At 54.1% G+C, this 18,425-nt stretch carries 15 protein-coding genes; 14 read left to right on the top strand and 1 reads right to left on the bottom strand.

Annotated elements, in window-relative coordinates:
* The first annotated feature begins 102 nt into the window (after positions 1 to 102).
* The 10 genes from iscA (at position 103) to ndk (ending at position 13,601) form a co-directional block, all read left to right on the top strand.
* The gene (gene iscA, locus HMPREF3119_RS13690) at positions 103 to 426 is read left to right on the top strand and encodes an iron-sulfur cluster assembly protein IscA (RefSeq protein ID WP_070580021.1); all 324 of its coding nucleotides are present in this window, start codon (positions 103 to 105) and stop codon (positions 424 to 426) included.
* A 29-nt stretch (positions 427 to 455) separates the two neighbouring features.
* Complete coding sequence (hscB, locus tag HMPREF3119_RS13695) at positions 456 to 974, top strand: co-chaperone HscB (RefSeq protein ID WP_004236934.1); 519 nt, start codon at positions 456 to 458, stop codon at positions 972 to 974.
* Between the two features lie 9 nt (positions 975 to 983).
* Positions 984 to 2,831 (top strand): Fe-S protein assembly chaperone HscA, encoded by a 1,848-nt coding sequence (hscA, locus tag HMPREF3119_RS13700; protein ID WP_036418514.1) that lies wholly within the window; start codon positions 984 to 986, stop codon positions 2,829 to 2,831.
* 10 nt (positions 2,832 to 2,841) lie between these two features.
* Positions 2,842 to 3,177: an ISC system 2Fe-2S type ferredoxin gene (fdx, locus tag HMPREF3119_RS13705; RefSeq protein ID WP_004236932.1), complete on the top strand. Its 336-nt coding sequence runs from the start codon at positions 2,842 to 2,844 to the stop codon at positions 3,175 to 3,177.
* A gap of 14 nt (positions 3,178 to 3,191) precedes the next feature.
* Positions 3,192 to 3,392: a Fe-S cluster assembly protein IscX gene (gene iscX, locus HMPREF3119_RS13710; RefSeq protein WP_004236931.1), complete on the top strand. Its 201-nt coding sequence runs from the start codon at positions 3,192 to 3,194 to the stop codon at positions 3,390 to 3,392.
* A 157-nt stretch (positions 3,393 to 3,549) separates the two neighbouring features.
* Positions 3,550 to 4,845 carry an aminopeptidase PepB gene (pepB, locus tag HMPREF3119_RS13715; protein ID WP_015422612.1) on the top strand — a complete coding sequence of 432 codons (1,296 nt, stop codon included), beginning with the start codon at positions 3,550 to 3,552 and terminating at the stop codon, positions 4,843 to 4,845.
* Between the two features lie 103 nt (positions 4,846 to 4,948).
* Positions 4,949 to 5,371: an enhanced serine sensitivity protein SseB C-terminal domain-containing protein gene (locus HMPREF3119_RS13720; RefSeq protein ID WP_032098565.1), complete on the top strand. Its 423-nt coding sequence runs from the start codon at positions 4,949 to 4,951 to the stop codon at positions 5,369 to 5,371.
* 141 nt (positions 5,372 to 5,512) lie between these two features.
* On the top strand, positions 5,513 to 10,537 hold the full coding sequence (locus HMPREF3119_RS13725; RefSeq protein WP_070580026.1) for an alpha-2-macroglobulin family protein: 5,025 nt from the start codon (positions 5,513 to 5,515) through the stop codon (positions 10,535 to 10,537).
* Between the two features lie 116 nt (positions 10,538 to 10,653).
* The gene (gene pbpC, locus HMPREF3119_RS13730) at positions 10,654 to 12,963 is read left to right on the top strand and encodes a peptidoglycan glycosyltransferase PbpC (protein ID WP_004236925.1); all 2,310 of its coding nucleotides are present in this window, start codon (positions 10,654 to 10,656) and stop codon (positions 12,961 to 12,963) included.
* Positions 12,964 to 13,175: 212 nt separating this feature from the next.
* On the top strand, positions 13,176 to 13,601 hold the full coding sequence (gene ndk, locus HMPREF3119_RS13735) for a nucleoside-diphosphate kinase (RefSeq protein WP_070580028.1): 426 nt from the start codon (positions 13,176 to 13,178) through the stop codon (positions 13,599 to 13,601).
* Positions 13,602 to 13,687: 86 nt separating this feature from the next.
* Here ndk and HMPREF3119_RS13740 read toward each other — a convergent pair whose 3' ends face one another.
* The gene (locus HMPREF3119_RS13740; protein ID WP_004241975.1) at positions 13,688 to 14,131 is read right to left on the bottom strand and encodes a universal stress protein; all 444 of its coding nucleotides are present in this window, start codon (positions 14,129 to 14,131) and stop codon (positions 13,688 to 13,690) included.
* 297 nt (positions 14,132 to 14,428) lie between these two features.
* On the opposite strand from HMPREF3119_RS13740, the gene HMPREF3119_RS13745 reads away from it, so the two are divergent.
* From HMPREF3119_RS13745 to ispG, 4 genes are all read left to right on the top strand, one after another.
* On the top strand, positions 14,429 to 15,607 hold the full coding sequence (locus HMPREF3119_RS13745; protein ID WP_004241977.1) for a dual-specificity RNA methyltransferase RlmN: 1,179 nt from the start codon (positions 14,429 to 14,431) through the stop codon (positions 15,605 to 15,607).
* Between the two features lie 71 nt (positions 15,608 to 15,678).
* Complete coding sequence (locus HMPREF3119_RS13750) at positions 15,679 to 16,029, top strand: tetratricopeptide repeat protein (RefSeq protein ID WP_004241978.1); 351 nt, start codon at positions 15,679 to 15,681, stop codon at positions 16,027 to 16,029.
* A 143-nt stretch (positions 16,030 to 16,172) separates the two neighbouring features.
* Positions 16,173 to 17,141, top strand: coding sequence for a cytoskeleton protein RodZ (gene rodZ / locus HMPREF3119_RS13755; protein ID WP_036414380.1), 969 nt, complete (start codon positions 16,173 to 16,175; stop codon positions 17,139 to 17,141).
* Positions 17,142 to 17,220: 79 nt separating this feature from the next.
* Complete coding sequence (gene ispG, locus HMPREF3119_RS13760) at positions 17,221 to 18,345, top strand: flavodoxin-dependent (E)-4-hydroxy-3-methylbut-2-enyl-diphosphate synthase (RefSeq protein WP_004236917.1); 1,125 nt, start codon at positions 17,221 to 17,223, stop codon at positions 18,343 to 18,345.
* Positions 18,346 to 18,425 lie beyond the last annotated feature (80 nt).

Raw genomic sequence — 18,425 nt, forward strand, 5'->3', positions numbered from 1 at the left:
TAGCCCGCCGCTGCCGGTGTGCAGCAGGTAAAACAATAAAATAATGGCGGATACTGATCCCATCGGTCATCCGCCATACTGGTTTATAGAGCGAGGTGTGTAATGTCCGTTTCTCTTACAGAAAGTGCGGCAAACCGGGTCACCAGTTTTCTGGCAAACCGCGGTAAAGGAGTAGGTCTGCGGTTAGGCGTGAGAACCTCCGGTTGCTCTGGTATGGCTTACGTACTTGAATTTGCCGATGTCATTAATGAAGATGATATCGTCTTTGAAGATCACGGCGTAAAAGTGATCATCGACGGAAAAAGTATTGTGTATCTTGACGGCACGGAAGTGGATTTCGTGAAGGAAGGGTTAAACGAAGGGTTTAAATTCAATAACCCGAACGTCAACAGCGAATGCGGCTGCGGCGAGAGTTTTCACGTTTAACTGATCCATTTATCCGCGAAGAGAACACGATGAACTATTTTTCCCTGTTCAGCCTGCCTGTGCGTTATGACCTTGACACACAGGCACTTGCCGGTCGTTATCAGGATTTGCAGCGCCAGTATCACCCAGACAGATTTGCCGCCGGTGATGCGAAAGAACAAGCGCAGGCACTGACAATGGCCGCGACCATCAATGACGCCTACCAGTCCCTGAAACATCCCCTGAAACGTGCGGAATACATGCTGCTGTTACATGATATTGATATCAATAATGAACAGCACACAATGCATGATACTGCATTTCTGATGGAGCAGCTGGAGCTGCGCGAAGCCCTCGATATCATCGAACAGAAACAGGACAGTGATGCACTGGCCGGTTTTGCTGCCACTATCACTAAAATGACAAAAACCCGGATGGCAGAGATGATTCATCAGCTGGATGACGAAGACTGGACCGCTGCAGCGGACAGCGTGCGTAAATTACGATTTTTGAGTAAACTGACGCAACAAATTGAAAATCTTGAAGAACGTTTGCTCGACAGTTTCTAGGGGAAAAATATGGCACTGTTACAAATCAGCGAACCGGGACAGGCTCCCGCCCCGCATCAGCGCCGCCTTGCCGCGGGTATCGATTTAGGCACCACCCATTCACTGGTCGCCACTGTGCGCAGTGGTGAAACCGATGTGCTGCCCGATCACGAAGGGCGTTATTTACTGCCTTCTGTCGTGCAGTACAGCGCGGACAGCCGCCGGGTCGGCTGGGATGCCCGCGCAAATGCGGCGGCCGATCCTCAGAATACGATTATCTCTGTCAAACGTATGATGGGGCGCTCGCTGACCGATATCACTGAGCGCTATCCTGATCTGCCGTATCAGTTGCAGGCGGGTGAAAACGGCCTGCCAATCATCCGCACTGCGGCCGGGCTGACAGATCCTGTCCGTGTCTCGGCGGATATTCTGTCCGTGCTGGCACAGCGCGCGCAGGAAACCCTCGGTGGTGAACTGGATGGCGTGGTGATCACTGTTCCCGCGTATTTCGATGATGCGCAGCGTCAGGGCACCAAAGATGCCGCCCGCCTTGCCGGATTACACGTTTTACGTCTGCTGAATGAGCCGACAGCGGCGGCAATCGCCTACGGGCTGGATTCCGGTCAGGAAGGGGTGATTGCGGTTTATGACCTCGGCGGCGGTACGTTTGATATCTCTGTGCTGCGTCTGAGCCGTGGTGTATTTGAAGTGCTGGCCACCGGCGGTGATACCGCGCTCGGCGGTGATGATTTCGATAATCTGATTGCTGACTGGATTTATGAGCAGCGCGGCATTCAGTCACAGGGGCATTCGCAGCACCGCGAAGTATTAAATGCGGCGGCGGAAGCCAAAATTGCACTGTCTGATGCCGCACAAACCACCATCTCCCTGGATGGCTGGCAGGGTGTGCTGACCCGTGAGACCTTCGAGGAACTCATTCGTCCGCTGGTCAGAAAAACCCTGATGACCTGCCGCCGTGCCCTGAAAGATGCGGGAACGGATCAGGATGAAGTCCGCGAAGTGGTGATGGTCGGCGGATCAACCCGCGTGCCGCTGGTGCGTGAGCTGGTCGGTGAGTTCTTCAGCAAAGAGCCGCTGACCTCGATTGACCCGGACAAAGTGGTTGCTATCGGTGCCGCGATTCAGGCAGATATTCTGGCCGGTAACAAACCGGACAGCGACATGCTGCTGCTGGATGTGATCCCGCTCTCGCTGGGGCTGGAAACTATGGGCGGCCTGGTGGAAAAAGTCATTCCGCGCAACACCACCATTCCGGCAGCCCGTGCCCAGGAATTTACCACCTTTAAAGACGGCCAGACCGCCATGACCATTCATGTGCTGCAGGGCGAGCGGGAAATGGTCAGCGACTGCCGTTCCCTGGCACGTTTTACCCTGCGCGGCATCCCGCCGATGGCCGCCGGTAATGCCCATATCCGTGTCACCTTCCAGGTGGATGCGGACGGGCTGCTGAGTGTCAGTGCACTGGAGAAATCCACCGGTGTGCAGGCCTCAGTTCAGATCAAACCGTCTTACGGCCTGAGCGATACCGATATCGCCGGGATGATCAAAGATTCACTCGAAAACGCAGAAAACGATTTATCCACCCGCCGTCTGGCGGAACAAAAAGTGGAAGCTGCCCGCCTGCTGGAGAGCCTGACTCAGGCGCTTTCAGAGGATGGCAATTTACTGAGCGACGACGAAAATGCCGCTATTGATGCGGCAGTCGGTGTGCTTATTGAGAGCGTTGAAGGCGACTCACCAGCCGCCATTGAAAACGCAATTAAACAACTGGACAAGCAAACACAGGTATTCGCGGCGCGCCGGATGGACAATTCTGTCCGCAAGGCACTCGCGGGCCACTCTGTGGATGAGATATAACGGGAAGATTATGCCTAAGATTGTTTTTTTACCGCATGAGTCATTATGCCCTGAAGGTGCGGTATACGACGCAAATGAAGGTGAGTCAATTCTGGATGTTGCCCTGCGTAACGGTATCGAAATTGAACATGCCTGTGAGAAATCATGTGCCTGCACAACCTGTCACTGTATCGTCCGCGAAGGGTTTGACTCCCTCGGAGAGAGCAGTGAGCTGGAAGATGACATGCTGGACAAAGCCTGGGGACTCGAACCGGAAAGCCGTCTGAGCTGTCAGGCGAAAGTCGCGGATGAAGACCTGGTGGTGGAAATTCCGAAATACACCATCAACCACGCGCGTGAGCACTGATAAAGGAGCCTGAAATGGGACTGAAATGGCAGGACAGCCGTGAAATCGGCGAAGCTCTGTATGATCTGTACCCGGACACAGATCCGAAAACCGTGCGTTTCACCGATATGCACCAGTGGATCTGCGAACTGGAAGAATTTGACGATGCCCCTGAAAAATCTAACGAAAAAGTATTAGAAGCAATTTTGTTAGTCTGGCTCGACGAATTTGAATGATGTCTTTTGTTACGCGCATCAGGCCGCACAATTGTGTTAGCGTGCGGTCTCTGATGCGCGTATGCTGTTACCGCCTCCTGTGCAGACCGGCACGCCGTGCATTCCTCAAATAAAATCTGACTGTTAAGGCAGTCTAAAAGTCAAAAGAGAGAACGAAATGACGCAACTCATCATGCCTGTAACCTTATCGTATGAACCTGCTTCTCCGGCGTGGGGAGAGAAAGCCCTGGTCAGCGCGACTGACAAAGGAATGACCGTTCATTTAAGCCGTAAAGGGATGCTGTGCGCCGTGCAGAGCGCGGGCCGCAAAATCGACGGTCAGGGCATCCGCAATGTGGTGCTGAGCGGCAGCAACTGGGATCTGGAAACCAGCTGGGCATTCTGGCAGGGCTTCCGTGGTCCGAAAGGCGCACGCTCGATTGAATGGCCGGAATTACCGGAAGCGGATAAAACCGAACTGGAACACCGTATCCGCATCATCGACTGGGTACGCGACGTTATCAATACCCCTGCGGAAGAACTGAGCCCGGAACAGCTGGCGCAGCGTGCGGTTGATCTGCTGTGCGGCGTCTCCTGCAATTCTGTCGGTTACCGTATCATCAAAGGGGAAGATTTACGCGAGCAGGGCTATATGGGGATCCATACGGTCGGCCGTGGTTCTGTTCGTCCGCCGGTACTGCTGGCGCTGGATTACAATCCGGGCAAACAGGAAAATGCACCGGTGTTCGCCAGCCTGGTCGGTAAAGGGATCACCTTTGACTCCGGCGGCTACAGCCTGAAACCAACGTCCTCCATGGACTCCATGAAATCCGATATGGGCGGCGCAGCCACCCTGACCGGCGCACTGGCAATGGCTATCAGCCGCGGCCTGCAAAAGCGTGTCAAACTGTACCTGTGCATCGCGGATAACCTGGTGAGCGGCAATGCCTTCAAACTGGGTGATATTATCCGTTACAGCAACGGTAAATCCGTTGAAATCATGAATACCGATGCGGAAGGGCGTCTGGTGCTGGCGGATGGTCTGATTGAAGCGGACAAAGATAACGCCGGGTTTATCATTGATGCAGCGACCCTGACCGGGGCGGCGAAAACTGCCGTCGGTAACGACTATCACTCTGTGATGAGCTTCGATGATGCGCTGTACAATGAACTGATGTCAGCCGCTGATCAGGAAAAAGAGATGTTCTGGCGCCTGCCGCTGGCAGAATTCCACCGCCGTCAGATGCCGTCCTCCTTTGCGGATCTGAGCAACACCGGGGCACCGAATACTGCGGGGGCAAGTACCGCAGCGGCATTCCTGTCTCACTTTGTGGAAGATTACCGCAAAAACTGGCTGCACATTGACTGCTCAGCCACTTACCGCAAAGCGCCGTCAGACTTATGGTCTGCGGGTGCAACCGGGTACGGTGTGCGCACTGTGGCGGCACTGCTGCTGAAAAAAGCCGGACAGTAACCGGGCATTGCCCTGCTGATTCTGCTGTAAAACGGTCACATAAACATGTGGCCGTTTTTCTGTGATATTTAAGAAGACAGATGCTGAAATAAGGAGTTCTGTAATGGCGGATATACTCCCGGTGCAGGAAGTGATGATTGAACAGGGCAGCGCACTGCTGCTCAGCGTACCGGAAAACAAACCGGACGCGGTGCTGGATGCGCTGACCGGCGTGTTTAAACAGCACAAACCGGTGCGCCGTGCATTTTGGGTAATGGCAGCCGAAAAAAACAATACTGTCCCGGATGAACCGGTGCTGCTGATTGTGCTGGAGCTGAGTGAAGAGCAGGAAGCGGATACCGTGATCCGTCAGGCGGCTGAGGCTGCGATGGAGCACCTTGCTGACGGGGAGCATATTGATTTTTGTCTGTTAAATCCGGATGAAAATGACGGGCTGACGCACTTCCTGACACAGCACACTCAGGCATTCTATCAGCGCCGTCTCGGTGGCTGGCTGCGTAACGCCATTCCGGTAACAGAAGCGTAACAATAATTTATCCGGATGGTGAATATGTGTAGTGCATATATTCAGAATAATGCACTATACGCTTGTTTAGGCTTTGTTTACACTTCGTGAAATAATACCGAACAAGTGCCCGTTTTCCGGGCTCACCAGAAAGGATTGATTATGCGTTCTCCGATTGCAGGACAGGGTCCCGGCAAAAAACGCTGCATTGCAGTGCTTCTTGCATCAGCGCTGGCGCTCATGGGTTGTGATGACACCGGCAGTAAAACCACGGCGGCGGGCAGCAATGACAGCGCGCCGGCCAATAATAATAAAGAAAACTCGTCTTCTTCATCTGCTTCCTCTCCGTCTGCGAAAAAAACACAGGATGCCGCATCACTGGCAGAGCTGAGTAAGCGCTACGCCGGAAAAGATGTGACTATCATCGACGCCTCTGAGATTCAGCTCGACGGCGCAAATGCGATGGTGGTGACCTTCTCTGTTCCGCTGGATCCGAACCAGGATTTCAGTCAGTTTGCCCGTCTGGTGGACGTGAAAAACGGCAAGCTGGAAGGTGCCTGGGAGCTGTCGGATAACCTGATGGAACTGCGCATGCGCCATCTGCCGCCGTCACGGGAATTGCAACTGAGTATCGATCGCGGCGTGCGCGGTATCAATGAGCGCACACTGGTTAATGGTTATGACTTAAAACTGACCACTGCGGATGTGGTACCGAGTGTCGGTTTTGCCAGCCGCGGCTCGCTGTTCCCGGCTGATGTCCTGCAGGGACTGCCGGTATTCGCGCTGAACGTGGACAGTATTGATGTCAATTTTTACCGCATCAAACCGGATTCCCTGGCGTCTTTCCTCGCCAGCTGGCAGTACGGCAACAATCTCCAGTACTGGAATTCTGATGACCTGCTGAATAATACCGATCTGGTCTATACCGGGCGTTTTGATCTCAATCCGCAGAAAAACACCCGTGAAAATATGCAGATCCCGCTGAAGGATATCAAGCCGTTACAGGAAGAGGGCGTGTATCTGGCGGTGATGCAGCAGGCCGGGCGTTACAGCTACACCATGCCGGCCACACTCTTTACCCTGAGTGATATCGGCGTTTCCATGCACAGCTATCTTAATGAGCTGGATGTATTTACTCAGTCGCTGGCGAAAGGCAGTGCACTGAAAGGCGTGGAAATCCGTCTGCTCGACAGCAAAGGTCAGCTTCTGGGCAAAGCAGAAACCGACAGCAGCGGTCATGCAAAACTGGATCGCGGGGCGGATGCCGCGCTGTTACTGGCGATTAACAACGGCCAGACCAGTATGATCGACCTGAAAAACCCGGCGCTTGACCTGGCAGAGTTTGATATCGCCGGTCCGCAGGGCTATGCAAAACAATTCTTCGTTTTTGGTCCGCGTGATCTGTACCGTCCGGGGGAAACTCTGGTAATTAACGGTCTGCTGCGTGACGGTGACGGCCATCCGGTCAAAGATCAGCCTGTCAAAGTGGATGTGCTGAAAAACGACGGTCAGGTGGCTTCCACCTTCGTCTGGCAGCCGGAAAACGGCCTTTATCAGTATCAGTATGCGATTCCGGAAAATATTGAAACCGGTAAGCTGACGCTGCGTTTTGATCTCGGGGATAACACACCGCGCTTCTACAGCGTCAATGTGGAAGATTTCATGCCTGAGCGCATGGCGATGGAAATCAAAACCGACAAACAGCCGATCACCACACAGCAATCCGCTGATTTTGAGATTGAAGGCCATTATCTCTATGGTGCACCGGCAGCCGGTAACCAACTGACCGGACAACTCTTTATGCGTCCGGATCGCGAAGCGTCCGCCAAACTGCCGGGCTTTGAATTCGGTAATATTCAGGAAGAGAACCTGACCCGCACCCTGGATGAATTCGACGAAACCATGGATGACAGCGGTGAACTCGCATTCACCATCAGTAATGATTACTGGAAAGAGGTGAAATCGCCGTTTAAATTAATCCTCCAGGCAAGCCTGATGGAAACCGGCGGCCGTCCGGTGACCCGCCGTGCGGATGTCGCGGTATGGCCAGCCGCGAAAATGGCCGGTATTCGTCCGGTCTTCGCCAAAAAAGAGGTTTACGACTACCGCACTGACAAATATGTGTCGCAGTACAGCATGGATGAAGATTCACTGGCTGAATTCGAAATTGTCTATACCGACCGTCAGGGTAATAAGTTAAAAGCGGATGATCTGAATGCGCGTCTGATTTATGAGCGCCGCGACTATTACTGGCGCTGGTCCGACTCCGAAGGCTGGTCATCCGGTTATGATCAGAAAGACCTCGTGATGTCTGATGACAAAATCAGTATCGCCAAAGACGGTACCGCAAAAGTGACCGTCCCGGTCTCCTGGGGGGCATACCGTCTGGAAGTGGTGGATCCGTCTACCGGGCTGACCAGCAGTGTGCGTTTCTGGGCGGGCTATTCCTGGCAGGATAACACCGGCGGTACCGGTGCGGTTCGCCCGGACCAGGTGAAACTGAAACTGGATAAACCAAATTATCACGCCGGTGATAAAGTTAAACTGAATGTGACCGCACCGCAGGCCGGTAAAGGCTATGTGCTTCTGGAATCCAGTGACGGCCCGCTGTGGTGGCAGGAAGTGGATGTGCCGGAAGGCGGCATCGATGTGGAAGTCCCGCTGAACAAAGAGTGGACACGCCACGACCTGTACGCGACTGCGGTGGTTGTCCGTCCGGGGGACAGCTCCCGTCAGGCGACCGTCAAACGCGCGGTCGGCATTCTGCATATCCCGATGGCTGACCCGGCCCGTAAGATTGATGTGACACTGGATACGCCGGCCCGCATCCGTCCGAATCAGGATCTGACCGTTAAAATCAAAGCGAAAGCACAGGACGGCAAAGCGGCACCGGAAAAAGTGAATGTACTGATTTCCGCTGTGGACACCGGTGTGCTCAATATCACCGACTACAAAACGCCGGATCCGTATGACGCCTTCTTCGGCCGCAAGCGCTACAGCGTGGACCAGTATGATGTCTATGGTCAGCTGATTGAGGGCAGCGGTCGTCTCGGCACACTGCGGTTTGGTGGTGACGGCGGTGATGAACTGGATCGCGGCGGCCTGAAACCGCTGACCGAAGTGCAGATTATCGCGCAGCAGGCAGCACCGGTGGAACTGAATGCGCAGGGTGAAGGGACAGTTACTCTGTCGATTCCGGATTTCAACGGCGAACTGCGCCTGATGGCTCAGGCCTGGACGGATGAAGATTTCGGCCATGCACAGAATAAAGTGATTGTTGCCGCACCGGTGATCAGCCAGATGGCACTGCCGCGCTTTATGGCCGGTGGTGACCGTTCACAGCTGACGCTGGATCTGACCAACCTGACCGATGAAACACAGAATCTGACGGTGAATTTCAGTGCGGATGGCATGGTGCATCTCAAAGGGGCGACAGAGAAAGAAGTCACCCTGGCGAAAGGCCAGCGCACCTCCGTGAATGTCCCGGTTGAGGCTGCCAACGGCTTTGGTCAGGGCGAGGTGTTTATGACGGTCAAAGGGTTGAAACTGCCTGATGAAAGCAGCAACACCTATAAAAACAGCTGGAAAATCGGCGTGCGTCCGGCATACCCGGCTGAAACCGTTTCTTACTCGATGTCACTCGGCAATGGCGGGGAATGGGCGTTACCGGCAGATCAGATCGGTTATCTGGATGCCGGTACTGTGTCCGGTGAAATGACGCTGACCAGCCGTCCGCCGCTGGATATCTCGCGTTACATCCGTGAACTCTATGCCTATCCGTACGGCTGTCTGGAGCAGACAGTGAGCGGGCTGTATCCGTCTCTGTACTCCTCTGAGGCTGAACTGAAAAAACTGGGCATCAAAACCCAGACGGACGCCGGACGCCGTCAGGCGGTGATGACCGGTATCCCGCATCTGCTCGGTATGCAGCGCAGTGACGGCAGTTTCTCCCTGTGGGATAACAGCGGCGCGGAAGAACCGTGGCTGACCGCATACGCGACAGATTTCCTGTTCCGTGCCGGACAGCGCGGGTTTGATGTCCCGGCGGATGCCCTGAGTAACGCCAATAACCGCCTGCTGCGTTATCTGCAGGATCGCTCGGTGATCAGCAGCAACTATTACGGCAACAGCGACCAGATGCGCTTTGCGGTACAGGCGTATGCCGGTTATGTGCTGGCACAGCAGCAGAAAGCACCGCTCGGTGCACTGCGTCAGGTCTATCAGCGCCGTGACGATGCCGCAAGCGGACTGGCACTGGTACAGCTGGGTATCGCCCTGAAGAAAATGGGGGATGCGGATCGCGGTAACGAAGCCATCCGTCTGGGTGTGATGAAGAACCGTGACGGCGTCTACACCGGCGATTACGGCAGCACCATCCGTGATGATGCGATGATTATTGCTTTGCTGAGTGAGGCGGATTCCAATGCGGATCAGCGTTACGGCAAGTTGCAGGCACTCTCTGCGGAGATACAGAATAACCGTTACTTCTCCACTCAGGAGAGCAACGCCCTGTATCTGGCAGGCCGTCAGTACATTAATCAGAGCGAAAAACCGTGGTCTGCCCTGATCAACGGACAGGCCCCTGCGGTCAGCCGTGACAGCGCACTGCGTGAAACCCTCACTGCGGCACAACTGAATAACGGCATCAGTGTCGCAAACCGGGGTGATGCGGAGCTGTTCGGTCGTGTGAATATCACCGGTTATCCGTTACAGGCACCGCACCCGTCATCTGAAGTACTGAAGATCAAGCGGACGTATATGGATCTGAACGGTAACCCGATCAGTATTGACCGCCTGAGCAGCGGTGACCTGGTGGCTGTCCGTCTGGATATTCAGGCTGACCGCAACGTGCCGGATGCGCTGGTGGTAGATCTGTTACCGGCCGGTCTGGAGCTGGAAAACCAGAACCTGGCGGCAGCCAGTGCAAGTCTGGCGGACAGTGCGCCGAACCTGGCTGAAGCTATCCAGGATATGCAGCAGGCCAATATCCGTCATACCGAGTACCGTGATGATCGCTTTGTCTCCCAGGTGGCGGTGGAAGAGTACCGTCCGGTTACGCTGGTCTATCTGGCCCGCGCGGTTACACCGGGTAAATACAGTGTTCCGGCACCACAGGTGGAATCGATGTATATTCCGTCCTGGCGTGCCACCGGTGTGACACCGGCGACACTGGAAGTGGTTCGTTAACAGCACCGTTTGTTGTCCGCAGCCTCCGGGCTGCGGCAGCAAAATATGTTTTATGCCCTTATAACAAACTATAAGGGCATTTTTATCTTAAGAATTCTGATAATGCGGTTTGATACATGAAAGTGTGGTTTAAACGTCTCGCGCTGACCGGCCTGATAACAATTGTTCTGACACCGCCGCTGCTCTGGCTGGCCGATAAAATCTGGCCTTTACCGCTGGATGAGGTGGTGATGGCGCGTACGGTTACGGCTGAGGACGGGTCACCGCTGTGGCGTTTCGCCGACAGTAACGGCGTGTGGCGCTACCCGGTCACACTGAAGGATGTATCACCGGAATTTATTGAAGCGCTTCTGACATACGAAGATCGCTATTTCTATCAGCACCCGGGCATCAACCCGGTGGCTATCGGCCGCGCGGCGTTGCAGGATCTGACTTCCGGACGTATTGTCTCCGGCGGCAGCACGCTCTCCATGCAGGTCGCCCGTCTGCTCGATCCCCATGACCGCACGCTGACCGGCAAACTGAAACAGGTTTTCCGCACCATTCAGCTGGAGTGGCACTATTCCAAAGATGAGATTCTGGAGATGTATCTTAACCGCGCCCCGTACGGCGGCACGGTAGAGGGTATTGGGGCGGCGAGCTGGATGTATCTCGGAAAACCACCGTCGGAACTGACCGCCGGGGAAGCGGCACTGCTGGCGGTACTGCCGCAGGCACCGAGCCGCCTGCGGCCGGATCGTTATCCGCAGCGCGCGGAAGCGGCCCGTAATAAGGTGCTCGACCGGCTGGCCGAATTTGAGGTGTGGCCGCAGTCAAAAGTGAATGATTTAAAGCAGGAGAGTATCTGGCTGGCACCCCGCCAGGTGCCGCATTCCGCGCCGCTGCTGGCACGGCGTGTGGCGCAGGGGGTGAAAGACCCGGTGATCCGCACCACCATCAATCCTGCCATTCAGCGTCAGCTGGAGGAGATGGCCCGCAACCGCAAATATCAGCTGCCGGAAAAAACCTCGCTCGGCATTATGGTGGTGGATAACCGCGATATGAGTGTGAAGGGCTATGTCGGCTCTATCGATTTCTCCGATGACACCCGTTTCGGACATGTGGATGTGAACAGCGCCTGGCGTTCGCCCGGTTCCACACTGAAACCGTTTTTATATGCCCTGGCGATGGATGAGGGATTGATCCACAGTGAATCCCTGCTGCAGGATGTGCCGCGCCGTTTTAATGATTACCGGCCGGGCAACTTTGATACCGGGTTCAGCGGGCCGGTGAGTGTCAGTGAGGCACTGCGCCGCTCTCTGAATCTGCCGGTGGTTCAGTTGCTGGATGTTTACGGTCCGAAACGGTTCAGTGCCAAACTGCGCAATGTCGGCCTGGAACTGCGTTTTCCGCTTGGCAGTGACCCTAATCTGTCGCTGATCCTGGGCGGGACAGGGGCGCGGATGGATCAGCTGATTGCGGCCTACAGCGCGTTTGCCCGTCAGGGTAAAGTGGCACCGGTGCGTTTTCGTCCGGAAGATCCGCTGGCAGAGCGGCAGCTGATCTCCCCGGGCGCGGCATGGATCACGCGCCGGGTGATGGCCGGAGAGACACGGCCGCTGGCGGATGACCGGCTGGCGCAGGATGTGCCGCTGGCGTGGAAAACCGGTACCAGTTACGGCTACCGTGATGCCTGGGCGCTGGGGGTGAATAACCGTTACACCATCGGGGTGTGGGTCGGTCGTCCTGACGGTACCCCGGTGGCCGGCCAGGCCGGGTTTGCGACCGCGATCCCGATCCTGTATCAGGTGGACAGTTATCTGCGGGCACGCGGCGGCAAAAAATTGCCGGATCCGAAACCCATCAGTGTCAGCAGTAAGATGATTTGCTGGCCGTCAGGGCTGGCGGCGGACAAACAGGATCCGAACTGCCGCCAGCAGCGGATAGCGCTGGTGCTGGACAATACTGTGCCGCCGACACTGCCGTCCGCAGGGCAGGAAAGCCTGTCCGGCACCAATGCGGTGATCTGGGTTAACGGACAGGGGGAACGGGTGTCGCCGGATTGTCCGGATGCACAGGAGAAAACCGTGGCGCTGTGGCCGATTGCGCTGGAGAGCTGGCTGCCGCCGGGTGAACGCCGCAGCCACCGTCTGCCGCCGGTGAGTAAAACCTGTCCGCCGTTGCGGGTGGAAGCGGCTCCGCTGCTGATTTCCGGGATCCGCGAAGGGGATGTGCTGCGCCGTCTGCCGCTGGCGAAAACCCTCGATCTGCGGGTGGTGACGCAGGGCGGAGAGGGCACTCAGTGGTGGTTTCTTAACGGCGACCAGGCGGGCAGTACTGAGTCCGGTGAGCCGCTGTTGCTGACGCTGGACACCCCGGGGCGTTATCAGCTGACGGTGCTGGATCTCAGCGGCCAGGTCAGTTCAGTCAGTTTTACCCTGAAATAGCAGAAACGGCGGGAACCGCAGCGGAAAAAGTGTGATACAGACGGAAAATCTGTGATCTGTCATGCGGAATACTTTGCAAAAATGTTGCGTAACTGTAGGAAAAACAGAGGTGAGCCCTTATAATCACTGCCTTACCACAAGGTGTGGACCGGTCTGCCGTCAGCCGCAAATAACAATGACAACAGCGCACATGCGCACAATGAGGTCAATTCATGTCTGTACAACGCACATTTTCTATCATTAAGCCAAACGCCGTAAAGAAAAATGCTATCGGGGCCATTTATCACCGTTTTGAAAGCGCCGGTTTCCGTATTATCGCCGCCAAAATGCTGCACCTGACCCGCGAACAGGCGGAAGGATTCTACGCTGAGCACAAAGGCCGCCCGTTCTTAGATGGTCTGGTGGAATTTATGACATCCGGCCCGATTATGGTACAGGTACTGGAAGGGGAAAATGCCGTGCAGCGTCACCGTGATCTGATGGGCGCCACCAATCCGGATAACGCCCTGGCCGGTACACTCCGCGCAGATTACGCCGACAGTTTCACTGAAAACGCCGTACACGGCTCTGATGCGGAAGAATCCGCTGCCCGTGAAATTGCCTATTTCTTCACTGAAGATGAGATCTGCCCACGCTGATAACACAAAGCAGGAAAAAACCTGTGTTATCCTGCTTTATCAGTGAATTCAGTCTCAAAAGCCCGGTAATCCGGGCTTTTGCTTTTTTACCGGACAACAAGGACTGAGATATTGGCGTAGTGGATCAGTGCGGACGCGGTGGAGCCCAGGAAACGGCTTTTCATGGTCGGGTTTTTGGAACCGATAACAATCAGGTCGGCTTTAATTCTTTCTGCATTATCAAGAATGGCCTCTGCCGCACTTCCGATAAGTACACCGGTGGAAATCTGTTCTTTCTGTACAGCAAATTTTTCGGTGGCGGCATCCAGTTTTTCAAGCAGAGCTTTGATGCGCTGGTCTTCTGACTTGGCATTTTCGGTCATCACAGGGAATGTCAGACCATAGTCAAAAAGCTGTTCAGACGGAAGAATTACCGTAACGAAATGAAATTTCACATTTTTATCTTTGGCATAGTCGTTAATCTCAGTAATGACGTTCTGAGATAACGCACCGGCATTCAGATCGATCGGAACCAGTATAATTTTATGCATAACAACTCCTTTATTTCAGATTAAATGACCTGTAAAAGATGAGTGTTAATATTATTAATATCTGAAAAAATGATTTAAACAAGTACTATTATCCAATAAATCGATTTACATTTACGTGTTTTAATTTGCCATATCACCATTAATGTTTGTACAATGCCGCGCCCCGTTATGATACGGGGCTTTTATATTTCCGCCGTATCCGTGACGCAGTCCGTTTCAGCGGCTATCCTTATTCCTGTATCTGTGATGCGCGCCGCGTGTCACCGCCGAAAGTGTAACAACGAGGCAATGTTAACAATGTCAGAACTGACCACTCAAGACGCCTGTGTAACAGGCTCCGCACCGATTGCTCCTGAAAAAATCAACGGAAAAATTAATTTACTCGACCTGACCCGCAAAGAAATGCGCCAGTTTTTCGCCGATATGGGCGAGAAACCTTTCCGTGCTGATCAGGTGATGAAGTGGATTTACCACTATTGCTATGATGATTTCGATCTGATGACCGATATCAACAAAGTGCTGCGCACCAAACTGAAAGCGGTGGCAGAAATCCGTGCCCCGGAAGTGTCGGAAGAACAGCGCTCTGCAGACGGTACCATTAAGTGGGCTATCCGTGTCGGCGACCAGGAAGTGGAAACCGTCTATATCCCGGAAGATGACCGCGCTACTCTGTGTGTCTCTTCCCAGGTCGGTTGTGCGCTGGAATGTAAATTCTGCTCAACCGCACAGCAGGGCTTTAACCGCAACCTGCGTGTATCAGAAATTATCGGCCAGGTCTGGCGTGCCGCGAAAATCATCGGCTCCCTGAAATCCAGCGGCCGCCGTCCTATCACCAACGTGGTGATGATGGGGATGGGTGAACCGCTGCTGAACCTGACCCATGTTGTCCCGGCGATGGAAATCATGCTGGATGACTTTGGTTTCGGGCTCTCCAAACGCCGCGTGACGATTTCCACCTCCGGTGTGGTTCCGGCGCTGGATAAACTCGGCGATATGATTGATGTGGCGCTCGCTATTTCCCTGCACGCACCGACGGATGATGTGCGTGATGAAATCGTGCCGATCAACAAAAAATATAACATTGAGACATTCCTGGCATCTGTGCGCCGTTATCTCGGAAAATCCAATGCGAACGGCGGCCGTGTGACTGTGGAATATGTCATGCTGGATCATATCAATGACAGCACTGATCAGGCGCATCAGCTGGCGGCCTGTCTGAAAGACACGCCGAGCAAAATCAACCTGATCCCGTGGAACCCGTTCCCGGGCGCCCCTTACGGGCGCAGCTCAAACAGCCGGATTGACCGTTTTGCCAAGGTACTGATGGAATACGGATTCACCACCATTGTCCGCAAAACACGCGGTGATGATATTGACGCTGCCTGCGGACAGCTGGCCGGTGATGTTATCGACCGGACCAAACGGACACTGAAAAAACGCATGGCCGGTGAACCAATCTCTGTCAAAGCAGTCTGACAGTAATATTAAGTAACACTCCCCGGTGACTGTTTACGTTAATATACCTGCCTTACAGACAAGGAGGCAGTATGATAAGGACGTATTCCCCGGGATTAATTGCAGTAATGCTGCTGGCAGGATGCCGGACAGCACCCGTGACACAGACCGTACCGGCTGCGACCGGTACCCGTCTTGCACTGGGTGAGGCTTATCTTCAGGCCGGCCGGTATGATGCCGCACGGTATCATTTTGACCGGGTACTGAAAGCACAGCCGCAGCATACCGGTGCGCTGACAGGTGCGGCGCTGAGTGCAAAATGCGATCAGCAGCCTGAAATTGCGGAAAAATACCTGAATTTAGCCGTGAATTCCCCGTCAGGCAGTGATAGTGTGGTACAGTACATTTTGGCTTATGAGTGTCCGCCGGATAACAGTCTGTAAAACAATATAAAAGTGATGTTGTTTTCAGGATTATTTTTATCATTACGGGTGGCATGCAGTATGCCGGAATACGGAACTTCGGTGCGCGGAAGGGCAGATCTCCGCGCTTTCTCGTAACCAGAACTGTTTGTGTCCTGAAACTCATGAATAACTCTCAATCTCAAGATAATCTCCAACTCACTCTTGGCCAATTCTTAACACAACGTCGGGAACAACTTCAGTTATCACGGGAAACAGTCGCCGACAGACTTTGTCTTAAACTGACTACAGTGCGTGAAATCGAAGAAGATGCACTGAAAGAAGGCAACCCGACCTTTATCCGCGGTTATGTCCGTACGTATGCCAAGCTGTTGCAGATCCCTGAATCTGCGATCATGCCTTATCTTGATAAAATCGCCCCCGCTCAGATGACCAAAGTCCAGCCGATGAAAAGTGTGACTATCGGCCGCCAGCGTAAAAAACGCGAAGGCTGGCTGATGAAGTTCACCTGGCTGGTACTGCTGGTGGTTCTGGCGCTGGTTGGCGTGTGGTGGTGGCAGCAGTATCAGGCACAACAGGCTGATATTGCTTCACTGGCACAACAGAATGATGTCACCGTGAATGCTCCGGCAGATGTTCCGGGTACCGATCCGGCAGACAGCACCGCACCACAGACACTGAATGCCCCTGCCGGGACGCCGGACACCGCTCCGGCCGGTAATACCAATACCGCTGCACTGGAATTATCGGCAGCCACCCCGCAGGATCAGGAAATTGACAGCAGCAAGATTGTGCCGCTGCCGGGCAGTGACCGCGTACCGGCGGTTGTTAACCGTGCCGTAGACAGTGAAGGCGGCACGCTGCCGACCACCACACAGACACAGGATGGTCTGGTTCTGACCTTTAAAAACACCTGCTGGCTGGAAGTGACAGATAACAAAGGTACAAAAATTTTCAGCGGCACCAAACAGAAAGGGGATACCCTGGAATTTGCGGGCGCAGAACCTTACCGTCTGAAAATCGGCGCACCGGCTGCCGTGGATGTGCAGTTCAAAGGTCAGAGTGTTGACCTGAGTCATTTTGTTAAGGCAAACCGGGTGGCAAACCTGAGTGTGCCGAAAGCCGGTGAATAATTGGTTTATAAATTAAATCTTTACTACACAATAAACACAGCAATGATTAAGGACACAAGGATGTTCCGGAGAAAGACTTATGCATAATGAATCCCCGATAAAAAGACGCAAATCCACCCGAATTTACGTGGGAAATGTGCCGGTCGGTGATGGTGCACCAATCGCCGTACAATCAATGACAAACACCCGGACAACGGATGTTGAGGCGACCGTCAGACAAATTAAATCCCTGGAACGCGTCGGCGTGGATATTGTCCGCGTGTCAGTACCGACCATGGATGCGGCGGAAGCATTTAAACTGATTAAACAGCAGGTCTCTGTACCGCTGGTGGCGGATATTCACTTTGACTACCGCATTGCGCTGAAAGTGGCGGAATACGGCGTGGATTGTCTGCGTATCAACCCGGGTAATATCGGCAGCGAGGAGCGTATCCGTCAGGTTGTGGATTGCGCCCGTTATTATAATATCCCTATCCGTATCGGGGTTAACGGCGGTTCACTGGAAAAAGATATCCAGGAAAAATACGGCGAACCGACACCGGAAGCGCTGGTGGAATCTGCCATGCGTCATGTGGACATTCTTGATCGCCTGAATTTTGACCAGTTTAAAGTCAGTGTAAAAGCGTCAGATGTGTTCCTGGCAGTCGGTGCTTACCGTCTGCTGGCACAGAAAATTGATCAGCCGCTGCACCTGGGTATTACCGAAGCGGGCGGCGCACGTGCCGGTTCTGTGAAATCCGCTATCGGGTTAGGTATGCTGCTGTCGGAAGGTATCGGTGATACGCTGCGTATCTCGCTGGCAGCGGATCCGGTGGAAGAAGTGAAGGTCGGGTTTGATATCCTGAAATCCCTGCGTATCCGTTCGCGCGGCATTAACTTTATCGCCTGTCCGACCTGCTCCCGTCAGGAGTTCGACGTGATTGGCACCGTGAATGCCCTGGAACAACGGCTGGAAGATATCATCACTCCGATGGATGTGTCGATTATCGGCTGTGTGGTTAACGGTCCGGGCGAGGCGGAAGTCTCCACACTGGGTGTGACCGGTGCGAAAACCCGCAGCGGGTTCTATGAAGATGGTGTCCGTCAGAAAGAGCGCCTGGATAACACCGATATGATTGATCAGCTGGAAGCGAAAATCCGTGCCAAAGCGGCCATGCTGGATCAGAATAACCGGATTGATATCAGTCTGGTTGAGAAAGAATAATCGCGGACCGGCTCATTATTGATGAGCCGGTTTTGTCTGTTTTGGCAGATATGCTGTTTTAAGACGATATATCCGCCTCC

This window comes from Morganella sp. HMSC11D09 (assembly GCF_001807955.1).
Lineage (GTDB): Bacteria > Pseudomonadota > Gammaproteobacteria > Enterobacterales > Enterobacteriaceae > Morganella > Morganella morganii.